Consider the following 16,698-nt stretch of genomic DNA (forward strand, 5'->3'; position numbering starts at 1 on the left):
TACTCACGGAAATGTGCTCGACATTGATGAAGATATTGGTCCCGGCGGAACACAACGGCGTCCGCGGGCCGGTCGACAGTCACTCACCGTCATCCTCTAGAAAGACGCGATCGCCAGTCGAGACATCGGCGGCGACGCCGGGGGGTAACTCGATCACGCAGTCCGCTTTTGCCAGCCCGAAGCCGAGCCACGGCCGAAGCCGATCGACGCGCTCGACACGTTCCTCGACCAACCACAGCACGTCGATCGGCGTCCGGACGAACAGCATGTCGATGTCCCGGCGGCCGACCCCCTCGAAGGGAAACACGAGTGCGAACCCGTCCGGGAGCGACGATCGAAACCGGAGTCCACGGAGCTTCGCCAGAGCGTCGTCCGCGACGGCGACGTCGGTCGCCAGGACAGTTCGCCCGCCTTCGTCGTCGCCGTCCCCCGCCGGATCGTGAACGACACGCATGTCGGACCCTACAGTGGGTGCGGACTAACGCCTTTGGGACGCCGATGGGCTTTTGAAGGGCTTTGTCTTAGCCGGAGTGCCATGGAGAAGACGGACGCGGGGACGACCGTCGGCGTCGACGATCCCTATGCGTACGTCGACCGATGTGACTACTGCACCGACGAGGGCCGCTGTCGGTTCGCGGTCGAACACGGCGATCGCGATCGGGACTTTGCGGAGGTATTGAGCGAGAGGGAGTTCCAGTGTCCGGTCGTCGGCGACCCGGACGAGACGGGGTTGTCGGGGCCGTGGGACTGGAAGGACTGCCCGCACATGCGGGCGCGCAACCGCGAGCGGGAGTGCGTCCGGTGTGGACTCGAAGAACGACGGTCAGCCCACACCGACGACCGACCGCTGCTCGAAGAGCACCACCTCTCCTATGCCGACGGCAGACCCGATCAGGCCGACGGTCCGACCCCGACTGCGGGTGACGAGACGGACGCCCAGGTGAGCCACGAGATCACGGTCTACCTCTGTCGATGGTGTCACGCAAAGGTTCACGACTCCTGGGCGAATCTGGATGATCCCGCCTCCCCTGCTCTCGCGGCACTGGCTGCCCGGGAAGAACGCCGAAGCCAGGAACGCGCGGAGCTGGCCTTCGAGTCGGCGGCCGAACGGCGCAAGGACGGGTGAACGACGGGGTCGGAATGTCTGAGGATTGGAAAGTGTCGGGCGTATCGAGCGACGCAGTTTTCACATGTGATAATTTCAGACGTATGCCTAAGTGACACGTCGGAGACGCTACCTAGGTGGAGAGGATGACAGCGACAAAGCGAGCACTCGGGATCAACTACGTAACGGGGACGGGTGTCGTCCTTGGCATACTTTTCGTCCCGGCCCTGACCCATCGTGGGACACCCACCACGGAGACAACGGTTGCAGTGCTCGGGTTGCTCGCTGCGGTCGGTTTGACTGCCACCGGCGTCTGGCTCCGGTCGTGTCGACTGCGGGGCGAACAAGTCTGGCGGGTCGCGACACACGTGGGACTCGGCATCGGCGTGGTAACGGTGACGGACCTCCTGGTCGGATTGAGAGCTGTCACAGACCTCGGGTCGACAGGGTCGGCGCTGCTCGCCAGTTCGATCGTCATCGGTGGTACCGGTGGGGGCGTCGTCGGGATCGTCCGGGAATTCGAGCGATCGACGCGGACGCTTACCCAGAGTACGGAGGTTCTCTCTCGGGCACTCAGGCACAACCTTCGCAACGACCTGACCGTAATCCTCGGCCAACTCGACGAACTCGAATCGGAGGTTTCGGGACCAGCACGCGTACACGTCAGATCGATCCGCGGGAAGGTAGACGAGATGGTGGAACTGTCCGAACAGGCCCAACAGATCGAGGTCGCCGTCACCGGCGAAGGGCGTCGCCGTCATCCGATCGACGCCGTCGAGATCGTCGACCGCCGCGTGCGGGCCACCAGGGCAGCCCATCCCGGAGTGCGTTTCGAAACCGACTTCCCGGAGACGGCGTGGGTCAGCGCCGACTGGATGCTCGAAACCGCGATCGAGAACGTATTCGAGACGGCCATCGCCAACGGCGGGAGCGAAACGGTTCTGCGGATCGAGGTCGAACACCCCGGTCCCAGGTCGACAGTCGTCCGGATCGTCGACGTCAACGGCCATCTCCCCGCCGCCGAAGTCGAACCCCTCAACTCGGGGACCGAAACGCCACTCCAGCACAGCGAAGGACTCGGTCTGTGGCTCGTCAACTGGATCGTCGAGGGATTCGGCGGCACACTGGAACTCGAGCAGTCCGAGGACACCTGCGTCGTGACCTTGCGATTGCGTCGAGCCATGCCGACCAGTCACGAACGGTTCTAGAGCCATAGCGGCGTACGCTCGGGACGCCCGGTGTTTCCGGGGATATTTATCCGGTAGGACGCTATCGGCGTCCATGACCCGGATCGACGTGATCGACAATCACGGCCAGTTCACGCACCTCGAACAGCGGGCGTTACGCGACATCGGCGTCGACGTCGACCTCATCGAGAACACGACACCCCCCGAAGAGATCGACGCTGACGGACTCGTGCTCTCGGGAGGACCATCGATGGATCGGATCGGCAATTCCCCCACGTATCTCGATCTGGACGTACCGATCCTCGGAATCTGTCTCGGGATGCAACTCATGGCCACGGAACTCGGTGGCACGGTGGGTGCCGGGGAGTACGGTGGCTACGCCGACGTGACCGTCGAGATCCTCGAAGAGGACGATCCCCTCGTTGGCTCGCTGGCGCCCGAAACCCGCGTGTGGGCGAGTCACGCAGACGAAGTCAAAGAGGTGCCGACGGGCTTTCAGCGAACGGCGACCTCCGACGTCTGTGCGGTCGAGGCGATGAGTGACACCGACCGAGATCTCTACGGCGTCCAGTGGCATCCCGAAGTGGCCCACACCGAGGAGGGCCAAGCCGTCTTCGAGAACTTTCGCACAGTCTGTGAGTGAGCAGCGGTGAGACAGGTTTAACCCCATCGGGGGATCCAGTCGTAGCAATGACGGCCACGCAGGGAGATCTTGCTGGACTCTCGCGGTATATCTTCCGCGCGCCACGATGGTACTCCTCGATCACCTTCGCACTGCTGATCGCCGCACTCACCGGCCTGGCAGCGTTCGACTCACGGTACATCCTTGAGGACGCCTGGCAGGGGATTTTTTACATCGGTTTTCCGACACTCGTCGCCAGTGTCCTCACGCCTCCGATCGACCGAATGCTCGGCGGTCAACTGACGCCCAATCGAGCATCGCTGCTCGCGCTCGGCTGTGAACTACTCGTCATCGGTGTGCTGATGGGAGCGAGCGTGATCTCGGTCTTCACGCCGCTCGGTCAGATATTCGTCTTCAACGCCTTGTTGTTCGCGCTGGCGGCGATCTTCGCCTTCCGGCTGTTGATCGTCATGGCGATCTCGCGTCACCGCCTCCCCGTCGCAGCGATCCCCGCGAGCGTCCAGACCGGCGTCGCCGCCGTCCTCCTGTTCGTCTACAGCGGAACGATGCGCTACCTCGAGATCGGCGGCCCACTGACGCGTTCGTATCTCTCGCGCCCGGACGCGGCCCCGCCGGAGTTGCTCGTCGTTCTCCCCGGGGACTTCGCCTTGCTCGTCGTCCTCTGTGTCCTCTATGCCGGTGCAGTCTGGCTGTTCCTGGTCGTGATCGACCGGCCGTGGCGACGGAGCCTCGGCGTGAGCGCCCTGGACTTCCTCCGGGGATTCATCGGCCACATCGCCGAAGGCTCGCGCGAACTCGAAGGCTTCTTCGAGGAAATCGGCGAGGAGGCGCTGGTCCCGGTGACGGTGCTTTCGTTCCGCCACCCTGACGGTCCCGAGAAGGCCCGCTTCGTGCTGCCGATGATCCATCCAGGGCCGATGGGCGAGATCGGCGGCGGAAACCTGCCGCTGCGCGTCGCCGAGGAGGCCGATGGACTCGGTTTTCCACCCCACGCCACCGCCGGCCACGACTTCAACCTCGTCACCGAACGTGAGGTCCAAACCATCCTCGACGCGGTCGAACGCGCTCAGGACAAAATCGAGTACGGGGAGAAAGCAACCCCCGGCGACCGACTCGAGGAGGGCGAGGCAACGCTGACCGGACAGGCCTTCGGCGACGACGCTCTGGTGACGACCACCTTCTCGCCCGGGTTCGCTGACGATATCGAGTACGCCGTCGGGCTCTCGGCGCGCGCGGAGGCGCGCGCTGGACACCTGGATGATATCCTGCTGATCGACGCCCACAACTGTAACAACGGTCTCGACGGACCAAATCTGGGCCACGTCGTCCCGGGTGGCGAGCGCTCTTTCGACCTGATCCACGGCGCCGAACGCCTCGGCAAACGCCTCGCAGACGCCGAGCAAGCGCCGGTTCGGCTCGGTATCGCAGCCGACGAAACACCCTGGGACCCCCAGGAAGGGATCGGCCCGCTCGGCATTCGGGTCGCCGTCGTCGAGGTCGGCGGTCACTCGACGGGCTACGTCCTCGTTGACGGCAACAACATGGAACCGGGGCTACGCGAGCGCATTACCGACACCGTCGACGACGTCGACCTGCTTGAAGTGATGACCTCGGATACTCACATCGTCAACACCGTCGAGGCCGAGAACCAGGTCGGGGACGCCATCCCCGAGGATGAGTTGGTCACGCTGATCGACAAATTGGTCGGAGACGCACTCGAAGATCTGGAACCGGTCGAGGCCGGGATGGCCAGCGAGCAGTCCGAGGTGACGGTCTTCGGCAACGACCGCACCGAGACGCTCGCGAGTACGGCCAACGCCGTCGTCTCGATGGGCGCGGCCATGGCGGGGCTGTTCGTCGTCGTCGTCGTCACGATCAGCCTCCTGGTGTTCCTCCTGACGTGAGCGGCTAGATCGACTCGTCACAGTGCACTGTCTGCACTGTCAGGAACGATAGAGGACACTCGCCGGTACTGGATTGAAAACGCCGAGGGAGCGATTTGAACAACGCGGTCACGGTCCTGCTCACTTCGTTGCGCGGGCTGCGTGCCCTCTCGTTCAAATCTCCATGTGCCGTTTTCGCGACCGAGTGCTCGCGACACGCAATGCGGTCGCTCACGGATTGAAATCGCGAAAAACGCCGAGGGGGAGATTTGAACTCCACTCACTCCCGTTCGCTCCCGGTGGTCGCTCACCTCCCGCTCGAACGTTCAAACTCCCGCGTTGGACAACTTCCTCACGTCTGTTCGGAAGGAGAAGCGCCGAGGGGGAGATTTGAACTACGCGAATCTCGCTTTGCTCGATTCTCTCATCCAAATCTCCCGTGACGACGATACGCTGTCACGGACGCGAGAGCGATAAAACGCTCTCGCGAGGTTGTGACGTGAGAAGCGCCGAGGGGGAGATTTGAACTCCCGAGTCCGTGAGGACACCTGCTCTCGAGGCAGGCGCCTTGGCCAGGCTAGGCTACCTCGGCTCACTCGGTCATACTCCAGTGCCGTGTTTATCCGTTTCGATCTCTCGAAGCTACAAAGGACGGGCAGCGACCCCACACCCCATGGATAACAGCGAGGCGAGCGAGACCTGCGATCGCCACCTCGCGGAACTCGAGTCGGCGATTATCACCGATCGGGAGTTCCTCGAAACCGTCCTGCTGGGCGTACTCGGTCGCGGAACGTCCCGCTGGAAGACGTCCCCGGGACCGGCAAGACCCTCACTGCCCGGAGTCCAGCGGCGACGTTTGACCGCTCCTTTTCGCGAATACAGTTCACCCCGGACCTGCTTCCCGCCGACGTAAGCGCGAGGACAGCGAGTACCCCAATCATCAGAATTCCGGCCGTCCGACGATCGGTTATACGGGTCGTGACTTGGCTGGCGCCGACTTTGTGTGTTATCCCTGTCCGTACCCGCCGCCACCCGGCGTCAAGATGGTGATGACGGTCTCCGCCGGGAGTTCGCGGGTCGTCTTCGCGGGGACTGGTTCACCGTCGATCAGGTTCCGGCCCGCTGCCCCGCTCGCGCCACCCGCCCGGCCGTCCGGGGCGTGTCGGCGACGTTCGGTCAGCAGCGAGACGGTCGCCGCGCTCTCCAGGCGGATCGACCGTCGTAGCCCGTCCCCACCCTCGTGGGCACCGTCGCCCCCGCTCTCGCGCCGGATCGAATACGCCTCGACCCGGAGCGGATAGGCCGTTTCGAGGGCTTCGACGGGCGTGTTCTCGGTATTGGTCATACCGACCTGGACGCCGTCCATGCCGTCTGTGTCGGCCGTCGCGCCCCCGCCACCGCCGATCGTCTCGTAATAGGTGAACGTCGGCGAGCCGATCACGAGGTTGTTCATCGTCCCCTGGCCGGCCGCCGGGACGCGTTCGGGCGCGGCCTCGCCGATCGCCGCAAAGACCACGTCCGCGACGCGCTGGCTGGTCTCGACGTTGCCGCCAACGACGGCCGCCGGCAGCTCGGGGTTCAACAGCGATCCGACAGGGGGCGCTGACCGATACCGGGTCATAACAACCCTGGTTCGGCGGCACGTCCGGGTCTGTCACGCACCGAACGACGAAGTAAACCGCACTCTTTGCGACCGACAGCGGCGCGTTGACGTTGCCAGAAACCTGCTCGGCCGTCTCCGAAAAGTCCACGTCCAGACGATCGCCGTCGATCGTCACGGTCACCGCGATCGGGACGTCCGCGTCGGTGATTCCGTCACCCTCGAGTACGTCTCTTGCCTCGTAGCGGCCATCCGGCAGGGCAGTGATCTCGCTCTCGACTCGCTCGCGGGAGTACTCGATCACCGCGTCGAACGCCGTCAGGAGTCTCTCTCCGTGTTCGGCGAGCAACTCGCCGATCCGTTCGGCGCCACGTTCGTTGGCCGCCCGCTGGGCGCGCAGATCCGCACGGCGCTCGGCGGGATTGCGGACGTTCGCCAGCAGCAGGTCCTCGACCTCGTTGCGCACCTCGCCGCCCGTTACGAGTCGCGTCGGCGGGATCCGCAACCCCTCCTGATAGACGTCCCGCGCACCGGCGGGCATGCTGCCGGGCGCCATCCCACCGACATCGGCGTGGTGAGCCCGCGACGCGGCGTAGGCGACGAGTTCATCGCCTCCGTCGGGTGGACGCCGCCCGCTCGACGACTCCGCGGTGTCGGACACCTCGGCCACGATCGGCGAGACCATCGTCACGTCCGGAAGGTGGGTCCCGCCGGTGAAGGGATCGTTCAGGACGAACACGTCGCCGGGGTCAGGATCACGGCCACGCACCGCGGCGACGGCGTCGGGCATCGCGCCGAGATGGACCGGGATGTGTTCGGCCTGGGCAACGAGTCGGCCGTCGGCGTCGAAGATCGCCGTCGAGCAGTCCCGGCGCTCGGCGATGTTCGGCGAATACGCCCCGCGGATCAACACGTCGCCCATCTCCTCGGCGACGCCCTCTAGCTGGTTGCGCACGATCTCCAGTTCGATCGCATCGAAAGCGTCGCTCATCGGCCGACACCACCGTCCAGGACGAGCGTTCCGCGCTCGTCGACCGATGCCGTCCATCCCGGCGGCAAGACGACCGTACTCTCCCCGCCCGCGACGATGGCCGGCCCATCCACGACGCCCCCTGCGGAAAGGCCCTCGCGAGCCAGCACCGGCGTCTCTCGATACCGTCCCTCGAAGGAAACGTCTCTGACCGTCCGGCGTGTGTCGCCACTCTCCCGCCCCGACAGCGGCGGGTCCTCGCCGTCGATCCGCGCGGTCGTCCGGAGCGTGAGGAGTTCGACCGCCTCATCGTCGAGGCGATAGCCGCGGACCCGCTCGTGAGCGGCGTGAAAGCGCTCTCCCATCGCCGCCGGGTCGAAGGGATCGGTCGCGGGAACAGTCACCTCGTGGCTCTGGCCCGCATACCGGAGGTCAGCCTCCCGTTCGATTGTCGCACGGTCGGGGTCGCTCGCGTCCGAACGGACGGCTGCGTCCAGTTCCTCGTAGCACGCTTCGATCGTCGCCACGTCGGCCGCCGAGAGGCGTCTCCGGTGGGTGCGGGCAGCGTCGTGCGTCTCGTCGGCGGCGAGCAGGCCCAACGCCGAGAGGACGCCGCTGGCCGCTGGGACGAGAACGCGCTCGATCCCGAGCCGGTCGGCCAGCGCAGCGGCGTGCATCGGGCCCGCACCGCCGAAGGCGACGAGTGTGAACACCCGCGGATCGTGACCGCGCTCGACGGTCACCGACCGGATCGTCCGCGTCATCGTCGCATTGGCGACGCGATAGACCCCCCGGGCCGCCTCCACCGGCCCCGCAAGGTCGGCCGCTGCGGCGAGGTCGGTGAGGACGGCCTCGGCGGCGTCGGCGTCGAGTTCGAGATCGCCCAGCGATCCGCCGCCGAGATACCCCAGCTGGAGCGCAGCGTCCGTGACTGTCGGCGCAGTGCCACCGCGGCCGTAGCAGGCCGGGCCGGGGTCGGCACCCGCGGATCGTGGACCGACCCGGAGCGCCCCGCCCGCGTCCACCCAGCCGATACTGCCGCCGCCCGCCCCAACCGTCTCGACGTCGACCATTGGCACGCCGACCGGGCGCTCGGCGACCGTCGCGTCGGTGGTTCTGGCCGCCGTACCGTCGGTGACCAGGCCCACGTCCGCCGAGGTCCCGCCCATGTCGAAGGTGACCAGCCGATCGGCATTCGCGACAGTCGACGCACCGACGACCCCTGCCGCCGGACCCGACAACAGCGTCGTCACGGCGTGCTCACGGACAGTCGCCGCGTCGGCGATCCCCCCGTTCGATTGCATGACACGCGGAGCGGGCAGTTCACGCTCGCGTGCCTGATCGGCCAACCGGCCCAGATACTCGTCGATGACTGGCGTCACGGAGGCGTCCGCGACGGTAGTGGCTGTCCGCTCGTACTCCCGGAAGGTAGAGAGCACCTCGTGGCTCGTCGAGATCGACCAGTCGCCGTGCTGGTCCAACGCGGCGGCGACTCGCCGCTCGTTGTCGGGGTGGGCGTAGGCGTGCAGCAGGCACACGGCGACGCTTTCGACCTCTTCGGGAATCGAATCGGCGAGTTCTCGTGGCGCGTCTGGATCGACGGCACGCTCGATACCGTTCGGCGTCGCACGCTCCTCGATCTCGAAGCGTCGGTCGGACGGGACGAGCGGGTCCGGCTTGCCCACATCGAGGTCGTACAGCGACGGGCGATCCTGGCGGCCGATCTCGAGGACATCCGCAAACCCTTCGGTCGTGACCAGCGCCGTCTTCGCCCCCTCCCCTTCGAGCATCGCGTTGACGGCCGCCGTCGTCGCGTGTCGGAGCCGATCGACGGCCGCCAACTCGATCCCGGCTGCCGCACACGCCGTCTCGATCCCGTCGATGACGCCCTCGCTTTGCTCGTCCGTCGTCGGGACCTTGGCTGTCGTGAGCGTGCCGTCGACGATCAGTACCACGTCAGTGAACGTGCCGCCGACATCGACGCCGAGCCAGGTCCGCCCGCCCGCGTTCATGGCCCCGGATCAGAGGAGCGGGCGGTTAAACGCTTGGGCAGACGGCTGTGTGACACGAGAGACACCCGAAGGAGATCAACGGACCCCGACAATCAGATTCCTACGTGAGAAATAAATAGCAGGCCCACGTATCGAGGCCCATGAGCGGACCAGGCCGCGACACGGAGTACACCGTCGAGGACGTCACGACGATCTTCCAGGACCGTGAGGATTACGCCGAGCCGCTGACAGCGAGTGAGGTGGCCGAGGCGCTCGGTTGTTCCCGGCGGACCGCACTCAACAAGCTCCACGATCTCGAGGATTCGACGGACATCACCAGCAAGAAGGTCGGCGGGCGCTCTCGGGTATGGTGGATCCCGGTGCACGTCGATCAGTGAGCGAAGAGACAGCGTGGTGCGGACTTACGTAGAGGCGTCCCGAGCCAGTTCGATCGCCAGCCGCGTCGCGTCGACGGCGTCGCTCCCGAAGACGTAGGTGATCGGCTCGATCCCGAACGCCCCTTCGTGATAGATGACCTTCGGTACCTCGCCGCGCTCGCGGAACACGGTCACGAGGCGCTCTCGACGGTCGTCGTAGCCCGCGTCGAATTCGATCGGATCGATCCCGCGATCGCGGGCGGCCGCCAGCACTGCCTCCTCGGTCGCGAGGTTCAGCGCGGCCCGAACCGAGGGATCGACGCTCCTGGCCGCCAGGATGGTCCGGGCGACGTGTTCCGAACCACCGAACTCTGGGTTTGCGGGGACGTCGATCCGCCCGCGCATCGCGTGTATTCGGCCCGGGACGGCCGCCACGTCGAGTTCGTCCTCGGCGTCGGGTAACGCCATACCGACGTTCGTCCCGACGTTGGGGACGAGTGCGACCATTGCCGTCTCGTCTTCCAGCAGCCGGGTTGCCTTCCGGACGGCCGAGAGTACCGCGCGTTCGGTGCCGACCGACTCGTCGTAGCCACGCACACAGAGGTCACAGCCCAATCCCTCGAGGGAAGGGACCTGTTCCTCGTGAATCGCACAGATCGGCCCCCGATCCTCGAAGGCGCGGACGACCTCGAGGAACTCCCCCAGGGCCTCGTAGGCGTCCATCGAGCCGTCGGCAAAGCCCGCCGCGACGCGATCGACGGCCCGCTGGAGTCGCGGATCCTCGCTGAAACGCTCCTCGACCGCGACGTCGCCACTGACGTACTTGCTCACCGCGGCCTGGGTGACCCCGAGATGGTCAGCGATCTCCTGCTGTGTCAGCCCCCGGTCGGCGAGCGCTCTGGCGAGCATCGCCCGCGCCGTCGGCAGAAATCTGTCGACGACGATCTCGCTCGGGAATCGCATGCCAGGCGTTTCGACGCCGCGGCCTATAAGCACCCACTTCGCCACTCGGGAACCCGGACACGATGGGCGAAAGTGTTTCCCGTCACTCACGGGGCAATTCGGTCAGCGAGAGAGAGAGAGAGAACGAAGGGATCGGAAAGGGAAACGGGGGCGACCGAACTCACCAGCGGTGATGGACGTCCTCGTAGACGAACTCCTCGTAGATGTCCCGGACTGCGCCGTAAGTCTCGTGACTGAGGGAGTCCATCCCGGCGGCGTCAACGTTGTCCCGGATATGCTCGGGCGAGGTCGAACCCGGGATGACCGTCGAGACGGCATCGTGATCGAGAATCCATCGCAGCGCCATCTGGGCCATCGTCATGCCCTCGGGAACGTGGGTTTCCAGTGCGTCGACGGCGTCCAGTCCCTGCTCGAAGGGCAGGCCGGCGAACGTCTCCCCACGGTCGAAAGCCTCGCCCTCGCGGTTGAAGTTCCGGTGGTCGTTTTCCGGGAACTCCGTGTCTCGATCGATCGCGCCCGTCAACAGCCCCGAGGCCAGCGGTACCCGGACGATCACGCCGACGTTCCGTCGCTTGGCCTCCTCGAAGAACAGTTCCGCCGGACGCTGGCGGAACATGTTGAAGATGATCTGGACAGTCTCGATGCCGGGGTACTCGATGGCCTTCAGTGCCTGCTCGACCTTCTCGACGCTGACGCCGTAGTGGGCGATCTTCCCACGGACTTTCAGATCGTCGAGCGCATCGAAAACCTCGGGCTGGTAGTAGACATCGTTGGGCGGGCAGTGCAACTGCAAGAGATCCAGCGTCTCGGTTCCGAGGTTCTCGCGGCTGCGATCGACGAACGATTCGAGGTTCTCGGCGTTGTAGCCCTCGGCCGTGTGGGGATCGAGTCGCCGCCCCGCCTTCGTCGCGACGACGATGTCCTCGCGGTCGTAGTCGTCCTCCTCGAGGACGGTCCCGATATGGCGCTCGCTGGTACCGTCGCCGTAGACGTCCGCAGTATCGACGAAGTCGATCCCCGCGTCCAGCGCAGTGCGGACGACCGCGCGGCCGTCCTCGTCTGAAACGTCACCCCAGGCTGCGCCGCCGATATTCCAGGTCCCGAGACCGATCTCCGTCACGTCCCATCCCGTCGTCCCGAGTAGTCTCCGCTGCATGTTCAACCACTATATTAGCCCTCCACACACTTGTAGCGCCCGCTCCTGGCCCGAAGGGCTAATCCCGGGTTCGACCACGGTACGGTGGGTCGTCGCCTTGACCACCAACGTCGGAGGCGACGTCAGTGATCGCCGACCCACTTCGCGCGGCGCACGTCGTAGCTCCCACACTCCGGACAAGTGTGATACTGGACCGGGTGTGGCGTCTCACAGGACAGGCAGAGATATGGGAGCGCCTCAGCCTCGTCGGCACCCGAGAGGAACGTGTCACGATCGAAGACACCCATCGTTACCACAACTGTATCGTGCACACCGAAGGTCAAAAAGGCAGTCGATAGTTTACGCCTTCGACCCCGCTTTCGTCTGTCGGTTTGGATTCATTTATAACGGAACCAGATATATGATCAGTAGAAGGACATATACTATGTATTTTATTTATTTTCAAATAATACACGCATCTCTCGTGGCCGTGCGTCGAGTATGGTGGCCCCCATCACGACACTGGGCGAGCGCTCGCGAACAGATCTCGGGTAGGGCGCTACCACACGAGCACGTCTTCGTGGACCTATGGCTGACAGCGGAGCGCAACCCGACCGACACCGATTGGGATGCTGTCGTGGATGCCTGACCGGATTCTTGACGATACGCTCGAAGACGACGAATAAACAGGCGATTATCTGTCTGTCGTACTTCGGCAGGAAACCAAGTCCGCCCTCCCCGTACTGAGGTATCTTCCGCGCGGTACTCCTCTCCGTCTGGCTTGAAATTACGTGAATTCATAGCTCGAAGAACCTCCGTCGCTGTTCCGCCTTCTGACGCTTGCTCCGCCGGTCGTAGTGCTTATCCAGAATGTCCTCACTCGCGTCCATCCGATCCGACACGAGAGAACGATCCTCGTCAGCGAGCCGGTGCGCCGTTACCCGTCCACTCCGAACGTCGTGGGGAGATCGCGCCGACGGGCACGTACTCATCTGCGAGTAGTGGGCGGCCTCGCACTCCTCCGGGTCACGGTCATGGGGACAGCCCTCGCCACGCCAGCACGGGCGCGTGACGCGGTACAAGGTGTCTCGACAAGCAGACACCGACACCCGGCCGTTCCGGGTCGTCACGAGCGGGGCACGCCCATACTCGTCAGTCACGCCCTCTCGCGGACCGTGGATGTAATCGTCAAGAACCTGGGCGACGTGACCGCTGATCGCATTCCATCGCTCACTCTTCTCCCCGTTCTTGAGCGGGGTGCCTTTCTCCGGGCGGTGAACGAAATGAACCGCCGGTCCGTCGGCACGAGGGCGTTCACCCTCTAAGTCCACGTCGCCAAGGTCGAGCGATCGGAGCGCCCCGACTCGGCACCCAGTGTGCCACAGTAACAGAACGATCACGTGGCGACGACTCGCGTACTCATATCGCTCCAGGTAATCGACGATCTCGACAGCACGGTCCGGGTCGAGCGTACTATCGCTCACGTCCTGGGACCCGTCCATCCGGGGAAGTGGAACCTGATCAAACAACTCCTCGCGAACGGCGTCCACCTCGCCACAGAACCGAAGGAACGCCCGGAGCGTCGCCACACGCGATAGGCGTACAGGTCCCGGCCGGACAGCTCGTTCAGGTTCGCGATCCCCTCCTCGTCACACCACGCGACGAACGCACGCAGGCGGTACTTCTGACCGTCGAGCGTTTGATCCGCCGCGTCGTCGCGGGACTCTAGATACAGGTCGAGCGCCTTGGAAGGGGACAGTGGCTCCAAAGCGGCGCTCACGCTCGACACCCTCCGCTCTTGGACCAACCGGATTCAGGCCCGAACGAACTCCCACTGAAGGAGTGGATTCGATCGCTCTCACACTCGCGGGCGATCGGTGCGCACGGATGCGCGAATCGCCAGCGTCCGGTTTGTTTGTCGCTGCGAACCGTCGGCACGGCCTCGTCTTCGTACATAGGCAGCAGGAAGTGAAACCACCCGTGGGAAAAGGGGCAGTCCACACGCGAGGTGAAAGTGAAATTGGTCGGCGTAGCGATACCGCCCGGTGGTACTGTCGGGGTGGCTTTTCGTCGTGGGCTTGGTGATCTCATACCGGGTCGCTCCCAAGAGCGACACCCCTGCCGACTGGGACACCGGCGGGCAACTTCCTCTCGTGAGCCTGCTGACGCAGGTTCGGGTGTGTCACTCTCAATTCATCGGTGATGTAACCCTCTTACTTAAATCCTAACGTACGTTATTCTATAGAGTAACGAATGTTTTGTAGCCGACAATCATCCGGTGGAAATATGGAATCGTCTTCCAAGTGCAGGATATGCGCAGACCGAGGGTTTCGTGGATGACTCAGGCAGATGATCGTCTACTTGAAACCCTCGATGATTCCGGTTTGATACTTTCTCCTCGGGTTCTGGCTATCAACACCGACTATTCACGTCACTACGTGAGTGAACGGCTCGCGGTTCTCGTAGAGGGTGGTCTTGTCGCAAAAGAGATGGAAGGAATCTATCGGATCACAGAGAAGGGAAAACAGTACCTCACGGGCGATCTCGATGCTGACGATCTGCAACTCGAAGGAGAGTGAACAGCTGTGTCAGACTACGAAGTCACCCCGCCGCCGGATCGTATCGCGGAGAAGGTACAAATCCGGACTGCGTTCACGACCGAACAGGGCGAAGTCGTTCGGTTCATGGTGCAACTCGAATACTGGCACCGTGGCGACTGGAAGCCCGTCGTCCGGTATGACCATGACCGAGGCGCGAAAGGCGGCCACGATATCGCCGAGAAAGGGCTTCACATGGACATCTATCGAGACGGTGAGAAAGTCGATGTGAAAGACGTCAGCGGTCCGATCCCGCCCGCCAAAGGGCTCGATTACGCCGAAGACGACTTACGTGAGAACGTCCAACGATATATCAAGAGGTTCGAGCAATGGCACGACATCAAAAACGAGAGCAACCTGTGAGCGACGACGAGCTTGAGGAGATGCCCGACCGCATCAGCGAGCACTTCGAGAAGGTTCGGGATGCTCTCGACGACGCGCTCGAAGACGACGAATAGGCTACTCGTCCATCTCTTCACGTTGATGGTTCTCTCAAAGTACGACCGATTGCTGTTTGATCAGACCCGAGGGTCGCACTCGTACACACGACGGCGTAGATCAGAGAATCTACGGTAACAGAATGGAGTTTCGTTTTATACCCCTCCGGAATGACGGCTCGATCACGCCGGAGACCTACCCTGACGTCATCGGCACCCGCGAAATATGCACACGCTCGCGAGCGTCTCGTGTGCATATCGAGAGAAGCGGAATTCTCTCCGTGTGAACCCCAGGGTCTTTCCGACTCGACCTTCCCATCTGCACCCGAACATTGTTTTCCACTCCGCCATTACTGAAGTGGAGTGTAATTCTGTGCGTGGTGACGACCTCTTCGAACGGTCAGAACGCCCTGAGGACACGTACGAGCTAAGCGCACTGAAATTCCGAGACCAAGAAGTTGACCTCACGCATACGGCCGCTAACCAAGAGCTTCCTTCAAACCGAGGTTGGCGATACAGGCAACCTATATTGAACAGCACTTCCTAGGTTGACATACAATCTCTTCGATGTATTCAACTTTTACATTAACGCACTTGCGTACGTCGTCTGTCCGGATCTTTTAGTTCAGGTATTTCCTCCAACATCTCTTCAGCGAGTGTGAAGTCATCTTCAGCGGAGAATAGTTGACGATTTGATTGACTAACTTGTAGTGAGTTAAAATTATCTACAATGCCTCCATCGATAACAGGCATTTTTGCATAAATATCCTCGAAATCCTCTGGGTCTAGAATACCCAGCATGTATTTTGGAGAGAGGGGAAAATATATCTCTATACCCTGATTTTCGATACCAAGATCCCCTCGAAACGGGCCGAAGTCTCGTTGATTGTGCAGACAAAGCGGATGATCCGATGTCCAGAACGGCGTTCCTGTTTTGTTCTCAAGTAACGTCCAATTCTTGTTTAAAAATATTTCAGCGGTTTCTATACTGTTTTCTCTGAGTGTTTCATTTTGGATAGCTCGTGCGAACTCCTCAGTACCTAACTGCTCAAATTCCTCATCAGGTATGAATTCAGCTATTCCCTTTTCTTTCAGTGCCTCTTTTGTCTGCTCGCCCGAATCAATAAGTGCATTCCGCCTCTCACGAGTGCGATTAAATTGTACTGATAAAAACAGCCCCATCCGCATCCTTTCTTTTTTTTGTGAGTGTTGACAAGCTACCTTCGCTCAATAGCTTCTTATATGGGTCACCCGCTTTCCCCTCAATTTTTGTTAGAAGGGATTCAATCTCTGGATCCTCAAACTCAGCTGGGTCGTAGAAAAAATTCTCCCCTCCAATATTATCAAGTGTTGATTGAAATTTCCGCTCATTTGGTTTGTCAAATACCCACACTTGAGAGTTGGAATTGCTGACGAAGAATTTCTTGAGGTGCATTCGGGGGACATAATGTTGGAATTTATATTCATCCCGCATACAAGGATATCTCTCTTATTATCAAATAACATTTCCGCAAAGTATAATCCAATATTTTAATCTGGAACCTGTGTTCGTAACTAACTCGCTCAGTGAACAATACGCGCTGTGTATCTTGCAGGAGAGTCCTGACAAAACTTGGATAGACAGAGCGGTGTTTTCTGTGGTACACTATCTCAAGAACCAATAGTGAGACCGATTGAACAACCGGATCGTCAAAACCACCATACAACACGCGTATCGTCTCATGTTCATCATCACAAGGCGAGCATATTATATAATACGCCCGCAGGCGCGAAATTCTGAATATCGGGGATCCGGTTCAGTGGGCGGGTC

General features: G+C 62.3%; 14 protein-coding genes, 1 tRNA gene and 3 pseudogenes. 8 read left to right on the forward strand and 10 right to left on the reverse strand.

What is annotated here, in order from left to right; translation table 11 throughout:
• Positions 1-79 precede the first annotated feature (79 nt).
• Positions 80-454 carry a DUF192 domain-containing protein gene (locus tag BN2694_RS15390; RefSeq protein WP_135667195.1) on the reverse strand — a complete coding sequence of 125 codons (375 nt, stop codon included), beginning with the start codon at positions 452-454 and terminating at the stop codon, positions 80-82.
• An 81-nt stretch (positions 455-535) separates the two neighbouring features.
• Between BN2694_RS15390 and BN2694_RS15395 the strand changes: the two genes are divergently transcribed.
• The 4 genes from BN2694_RS15395 (at position 536) to BN2694_RS15410 (ending at position 4,839) form a co-directional block, all read left to right on the forward strand.
• Positions 536-1,126 carry a DUF7097 family protein gene (locus BN2694_RS15395; RefSeq protein ID WP_135667197.1) on the forward strand — a complete coding sequence of 197 codons (591 nt, stop codon included), beginning with the start codon at positions 536-538 and terminating at the stop codon, positions 1,124-1,126.
• Between the two features lie 125 nt (positions 1,127-1,251).
• Complete coding sequence (locus tag BN2694_RS15400) at positions 1,252-2,313, forward strand: sensor histidine kinase (RefSeq protein ID WP_135667767.1); 1,062 nt, start codon at positions 1,252-1,254, stop codon at positions 2,311-2,313.
• A 73-nt stretch (positions 2,314-2,386) separates the two neighbouring features.
• On the forward strand, positions 2,387-2,935 hold the full coding sequence (locus BN2694_RS15405; protein WP_135667199.1) for a GMP synthase subunit A: 549 nt from the start codon (positions 2,387-2,389) through the stop codon (positions 2,933-2,935).
• Positions 2,936-2,982: 47 nt separating this feature from the next.
• A complete protein-coding gene (locus BN2694_RS15410; protein WP_135667201.1) occupies positions 2,983-4,839 on the forward strand; it encodes a DUF2070 family protein in 1,857 nt (618 codons plus the stop codon).
• 486 nt (positions 4,840-5,325) lie between these two features.
• Here the strand turns inward: BN2694_RS15410 and BN2694_RS15415 are convergent.
• A tRNA-Ser gene (locus tag BN2694_RS15415) sits at positions 5,326-5,410 on the reverse strand.
• An 81-nt stretch (positions 5,411-5,491) separates the two neighbouring features.
• On the opposite strand from BN2694_RS15415, the pseudogene BN2694_RS15420 reads away from it, so the two are divergent.
• Positions 5,492-5,733: pseudogene (locus BN2694_RS15420) on the forward strand (AAA family ATPase); the annotation flags it as partial.
• Between the two features lie 91 nt (positions 5,734-5,824).
• Here BN2694_RS15420 and BN2694_RS15425 read toward each other — a convergent pair.
• Together BN2694_RS15425 and BN2694_RS15430 are read right to left on the reverse strand one after the other, a co-directional pair.
• Positions 5,825-7,409 (reverse strand): annotated as a pseudogene (locus BN2694_RS15425) (hydantoinase B/oxoprolinase family protein).
• Entirely contained in the window at positions 7,406-9,400 is a 1,995-nt protein-coding gene (locus BN2694_RS15430; protein ID WP_135667203.1) for a hydantoinase/oxoprolinase family protein, read from the reverse strand. Before BN2694_RS15430 ends, BN2694_RS15425 begins: the two are co-directional and overlap by 4 nt.
• 140 nt (positions 9,401-9,540) lie before the next feature.
• Here BN2694_RS15430 and BN2694_RS15435 point away from each other — a divergent pair, with 140 nt between their 5' ends.
• Positions 9,541-9,777, forward strand: coding sequence for an HTH domain-containing protein (locus BN2694_RS15435; RefSeq protein WP_135667205.1), 237 nt, complete (start codon positions 9,541-9,543; stop codon positions 9,775-9,777).
• A 24-nt stretch (positions 9,778-9,801) separates the two neighbouring features.
• Here the strand turns inward: BN2694_RS15435 and BN2694_RS15440 are convergent, their stop codons facing one another.
• The 4 genes and pseudogenes from BN2694_RS15440 to BN2694_RS15455 all read right to left on the reverse strand — a co-directional run bounded on the left by BN2694_RS15440 (position 9,802) and on the right by BN2694_RS15455 (position 13,634).
• Positions 9,802-10,719 carry a thiamine-phosphate synthase family protein gene (locus tag BN2694_RS15440; protein WP_135667208.1) on the reverse strand — a complete coding sequence of 306 codons (918 nt, stop codon included), beginning with the start codon at positions 10,717-10,719 and terminating at the stop codon, positions 9,802-9,804.
• A gap of 160 nt (positions 10,720-10,879) precedes the next feature.
• Positions 10,880-11,875, reverse strand: a complete 996-nt coding sequence (locus BN2694_RS15445) for an aldo/keto reductase (protein WP_135667210.1) — start codon at positions 11,873-11,875, stop codon at positions 10,880-10,882.
• A 122-nt stretch (positions 11,876-11,997) separates the two neighbouring features.
• Positions 11,998-12,186, reverse strand: coding sequence for a hypothetical protein (locus BN2694_RS15450; protein ID WP_135667212.1), 189 nt, complete (start codon positions 12,184-12,186; stop codon positions 11,998-12,000).
• 465 nt (positions 12,187-12,651) lie between these two features.
• Positions 12,652-13,634: pseudogene (locus tag BN2694_RS15455) on the reverse strand (tyrosine-type recombinase/integrase).
• Between the two features lie 556 nt (positions 13,635-14,190).
• Here BN2694_RS15455 and BN2694_RS15460 point away from each other — a divergent pair.
• Positions 14,191-14,433 carry a MarR family transcriptional regulator gene (locus BN2694_RS15460; protein WP_135667214.1) on the forward strand — a complete coding sequence of 81 codons (243 nt, stop codon included), beginning with the start codon at positions 14,191-14,193 and terminating at the stop codon, positions 14,431-14,433.
• 6 nt (positions 14,434-14,439) lie between these two features.
• Positions 14,440-14,814 (forward strand): DUF7718 family protein, encoded by a 375-nt coding sequence (locus BN2694_RS15465; protein ID WP_135667216.1) that lies wholly within the window; start codon positions 14,440-14,442, stop codon positions 14,812-14,814.
• Between the two features lie 659 nt (positions 14,815-15,473).
• Here BN2694_RS15465 and BN2694_RS15470 read toward each other — a convergent pair.
• Both BN2694_RS15470 and BN2694_RS15475 read right to left on the reverse strand, forming a co-directional pair.
• Positions 15,474-16,076 (reverse strand): DUF4238 domain-containing protein, encoded by a 603-nt coding sequence (locus BN2694_RS15470; RefSeq protein WP_135667218.1) that lies wholly within the window; start codon positions 16,074-16,076, stop codon positions 15,474-15,476.
• Positions 16,042-16,362: a DUF4238 domain-containing protein gene (locus tag BN2694_RS15475; protein WP_135667220.1), complete on the reverse strand. Its 321-nt coding sequence runs from the start codon at positions 16,360-16,362 to the stop codon at positions 16,042-16,044. Before BN2694_RS15475 ends, BN2694_RS15470 begins: the two co-directional genes overlap by 35 nt.
• Positions 16,363-16,698 lie beyond the last annotated feature (336 nt).

Source organism: Halorhabdus rudnickae, assembly GCF_900880625.1.
GTDB lineage: Archaea > Halobacteriota > Halobacteria > Halobacteriales > Haloarculaceae > Halorhabdus > Halorhabdus rudnickae.

Excerpts from the sequence above, each read along its gene's own strand:
- BN2694_RS15435 (WP_135667205.1), top strand. The coding sequence starts at position 9,541 with ATGAGCGGACCAGGCCGCGACACGGAGTACACCGTCGAGGACGTCACG.
- BN2694_RS15475 (WP_135667220.1), bottom strand. The coding sequence starts at position 16,362 with ATGCGGGATGAATATAAATTCCAACATTATGTCCCCCGAATGCACCTC.
- BN2694_RS15405 (WP_135667199.1), top strand. The coding sequence starts at position 2,387 with ATGACCCGGATCGACGTGATCGACAATCACGGCCAGTTCACGCACCTC.
- BN2694_RS15390 (WP_135667195.1), bottom strand. The coding sequence starts at position 454 with ATGCGTGTCGTTCACGATCCGGCGGGGGACGGCGACGACGAAGGCGGG.
- BN2694_RS15410 (WP_135667201.1), top strand. The coding sequence starts at position 2,983 with ATGACGGCCACGCAGGGAGATCTTGCTGGACTCTCGCGGTATATCTTC.
- BN2694_RS15460 (WP_135667214.1), top strand. The coding sequence starts at position 14,191 with ATGACTCAGGCAGATGATCGTCTACTTGAAACCCTCGATGATTCCGGT.
- BN2694_RS15430 (WP_135667203.1), bottom strand. The coding sequence starts at position 9,400 with ATGAACGCGGGCGGGCGGACCTGGCTCGGCGTCGATGTCGGCGGCACG.
- BN2694_RS15400 (WP_135667767.1), top strand. The coding sequence starts at position 1,252 with ATGACAGCGACAAAGCGAGCACTCGGGATCAACTACGTAACGGGGACG.
- BN2694_RS15440 (WP_135667208.1), bottom strand. The coding sequence starts at position 10,719 with ATGCGATTCCCGAGCGAGATCGTCGTCGACAGATTTCTGCCGACGGCG.
- BN2694_RS15445 (WP_135667210.1), bottom strand. The coding sequence starts at position 11,875 with ATGCAGCGGAGACTACTCGGGACGACGGGATGGGACGTGACGGAGATC.
- BN2694_RS15470 (WP_135667218.1), bottom strand. The coding sequence starts at position 16,076 with ATGCGGATGGGGCTGTTTTTATCAGTACAATTTAATCGCACTCGTGAG.
- BN2694_RS15395 (WP_135667197.1), top strand. The coding sequence starts at position 536 with ATGGAGAAGACGGACGCGGGGACGACCGTCGGCGTCGACGATCCCTAT.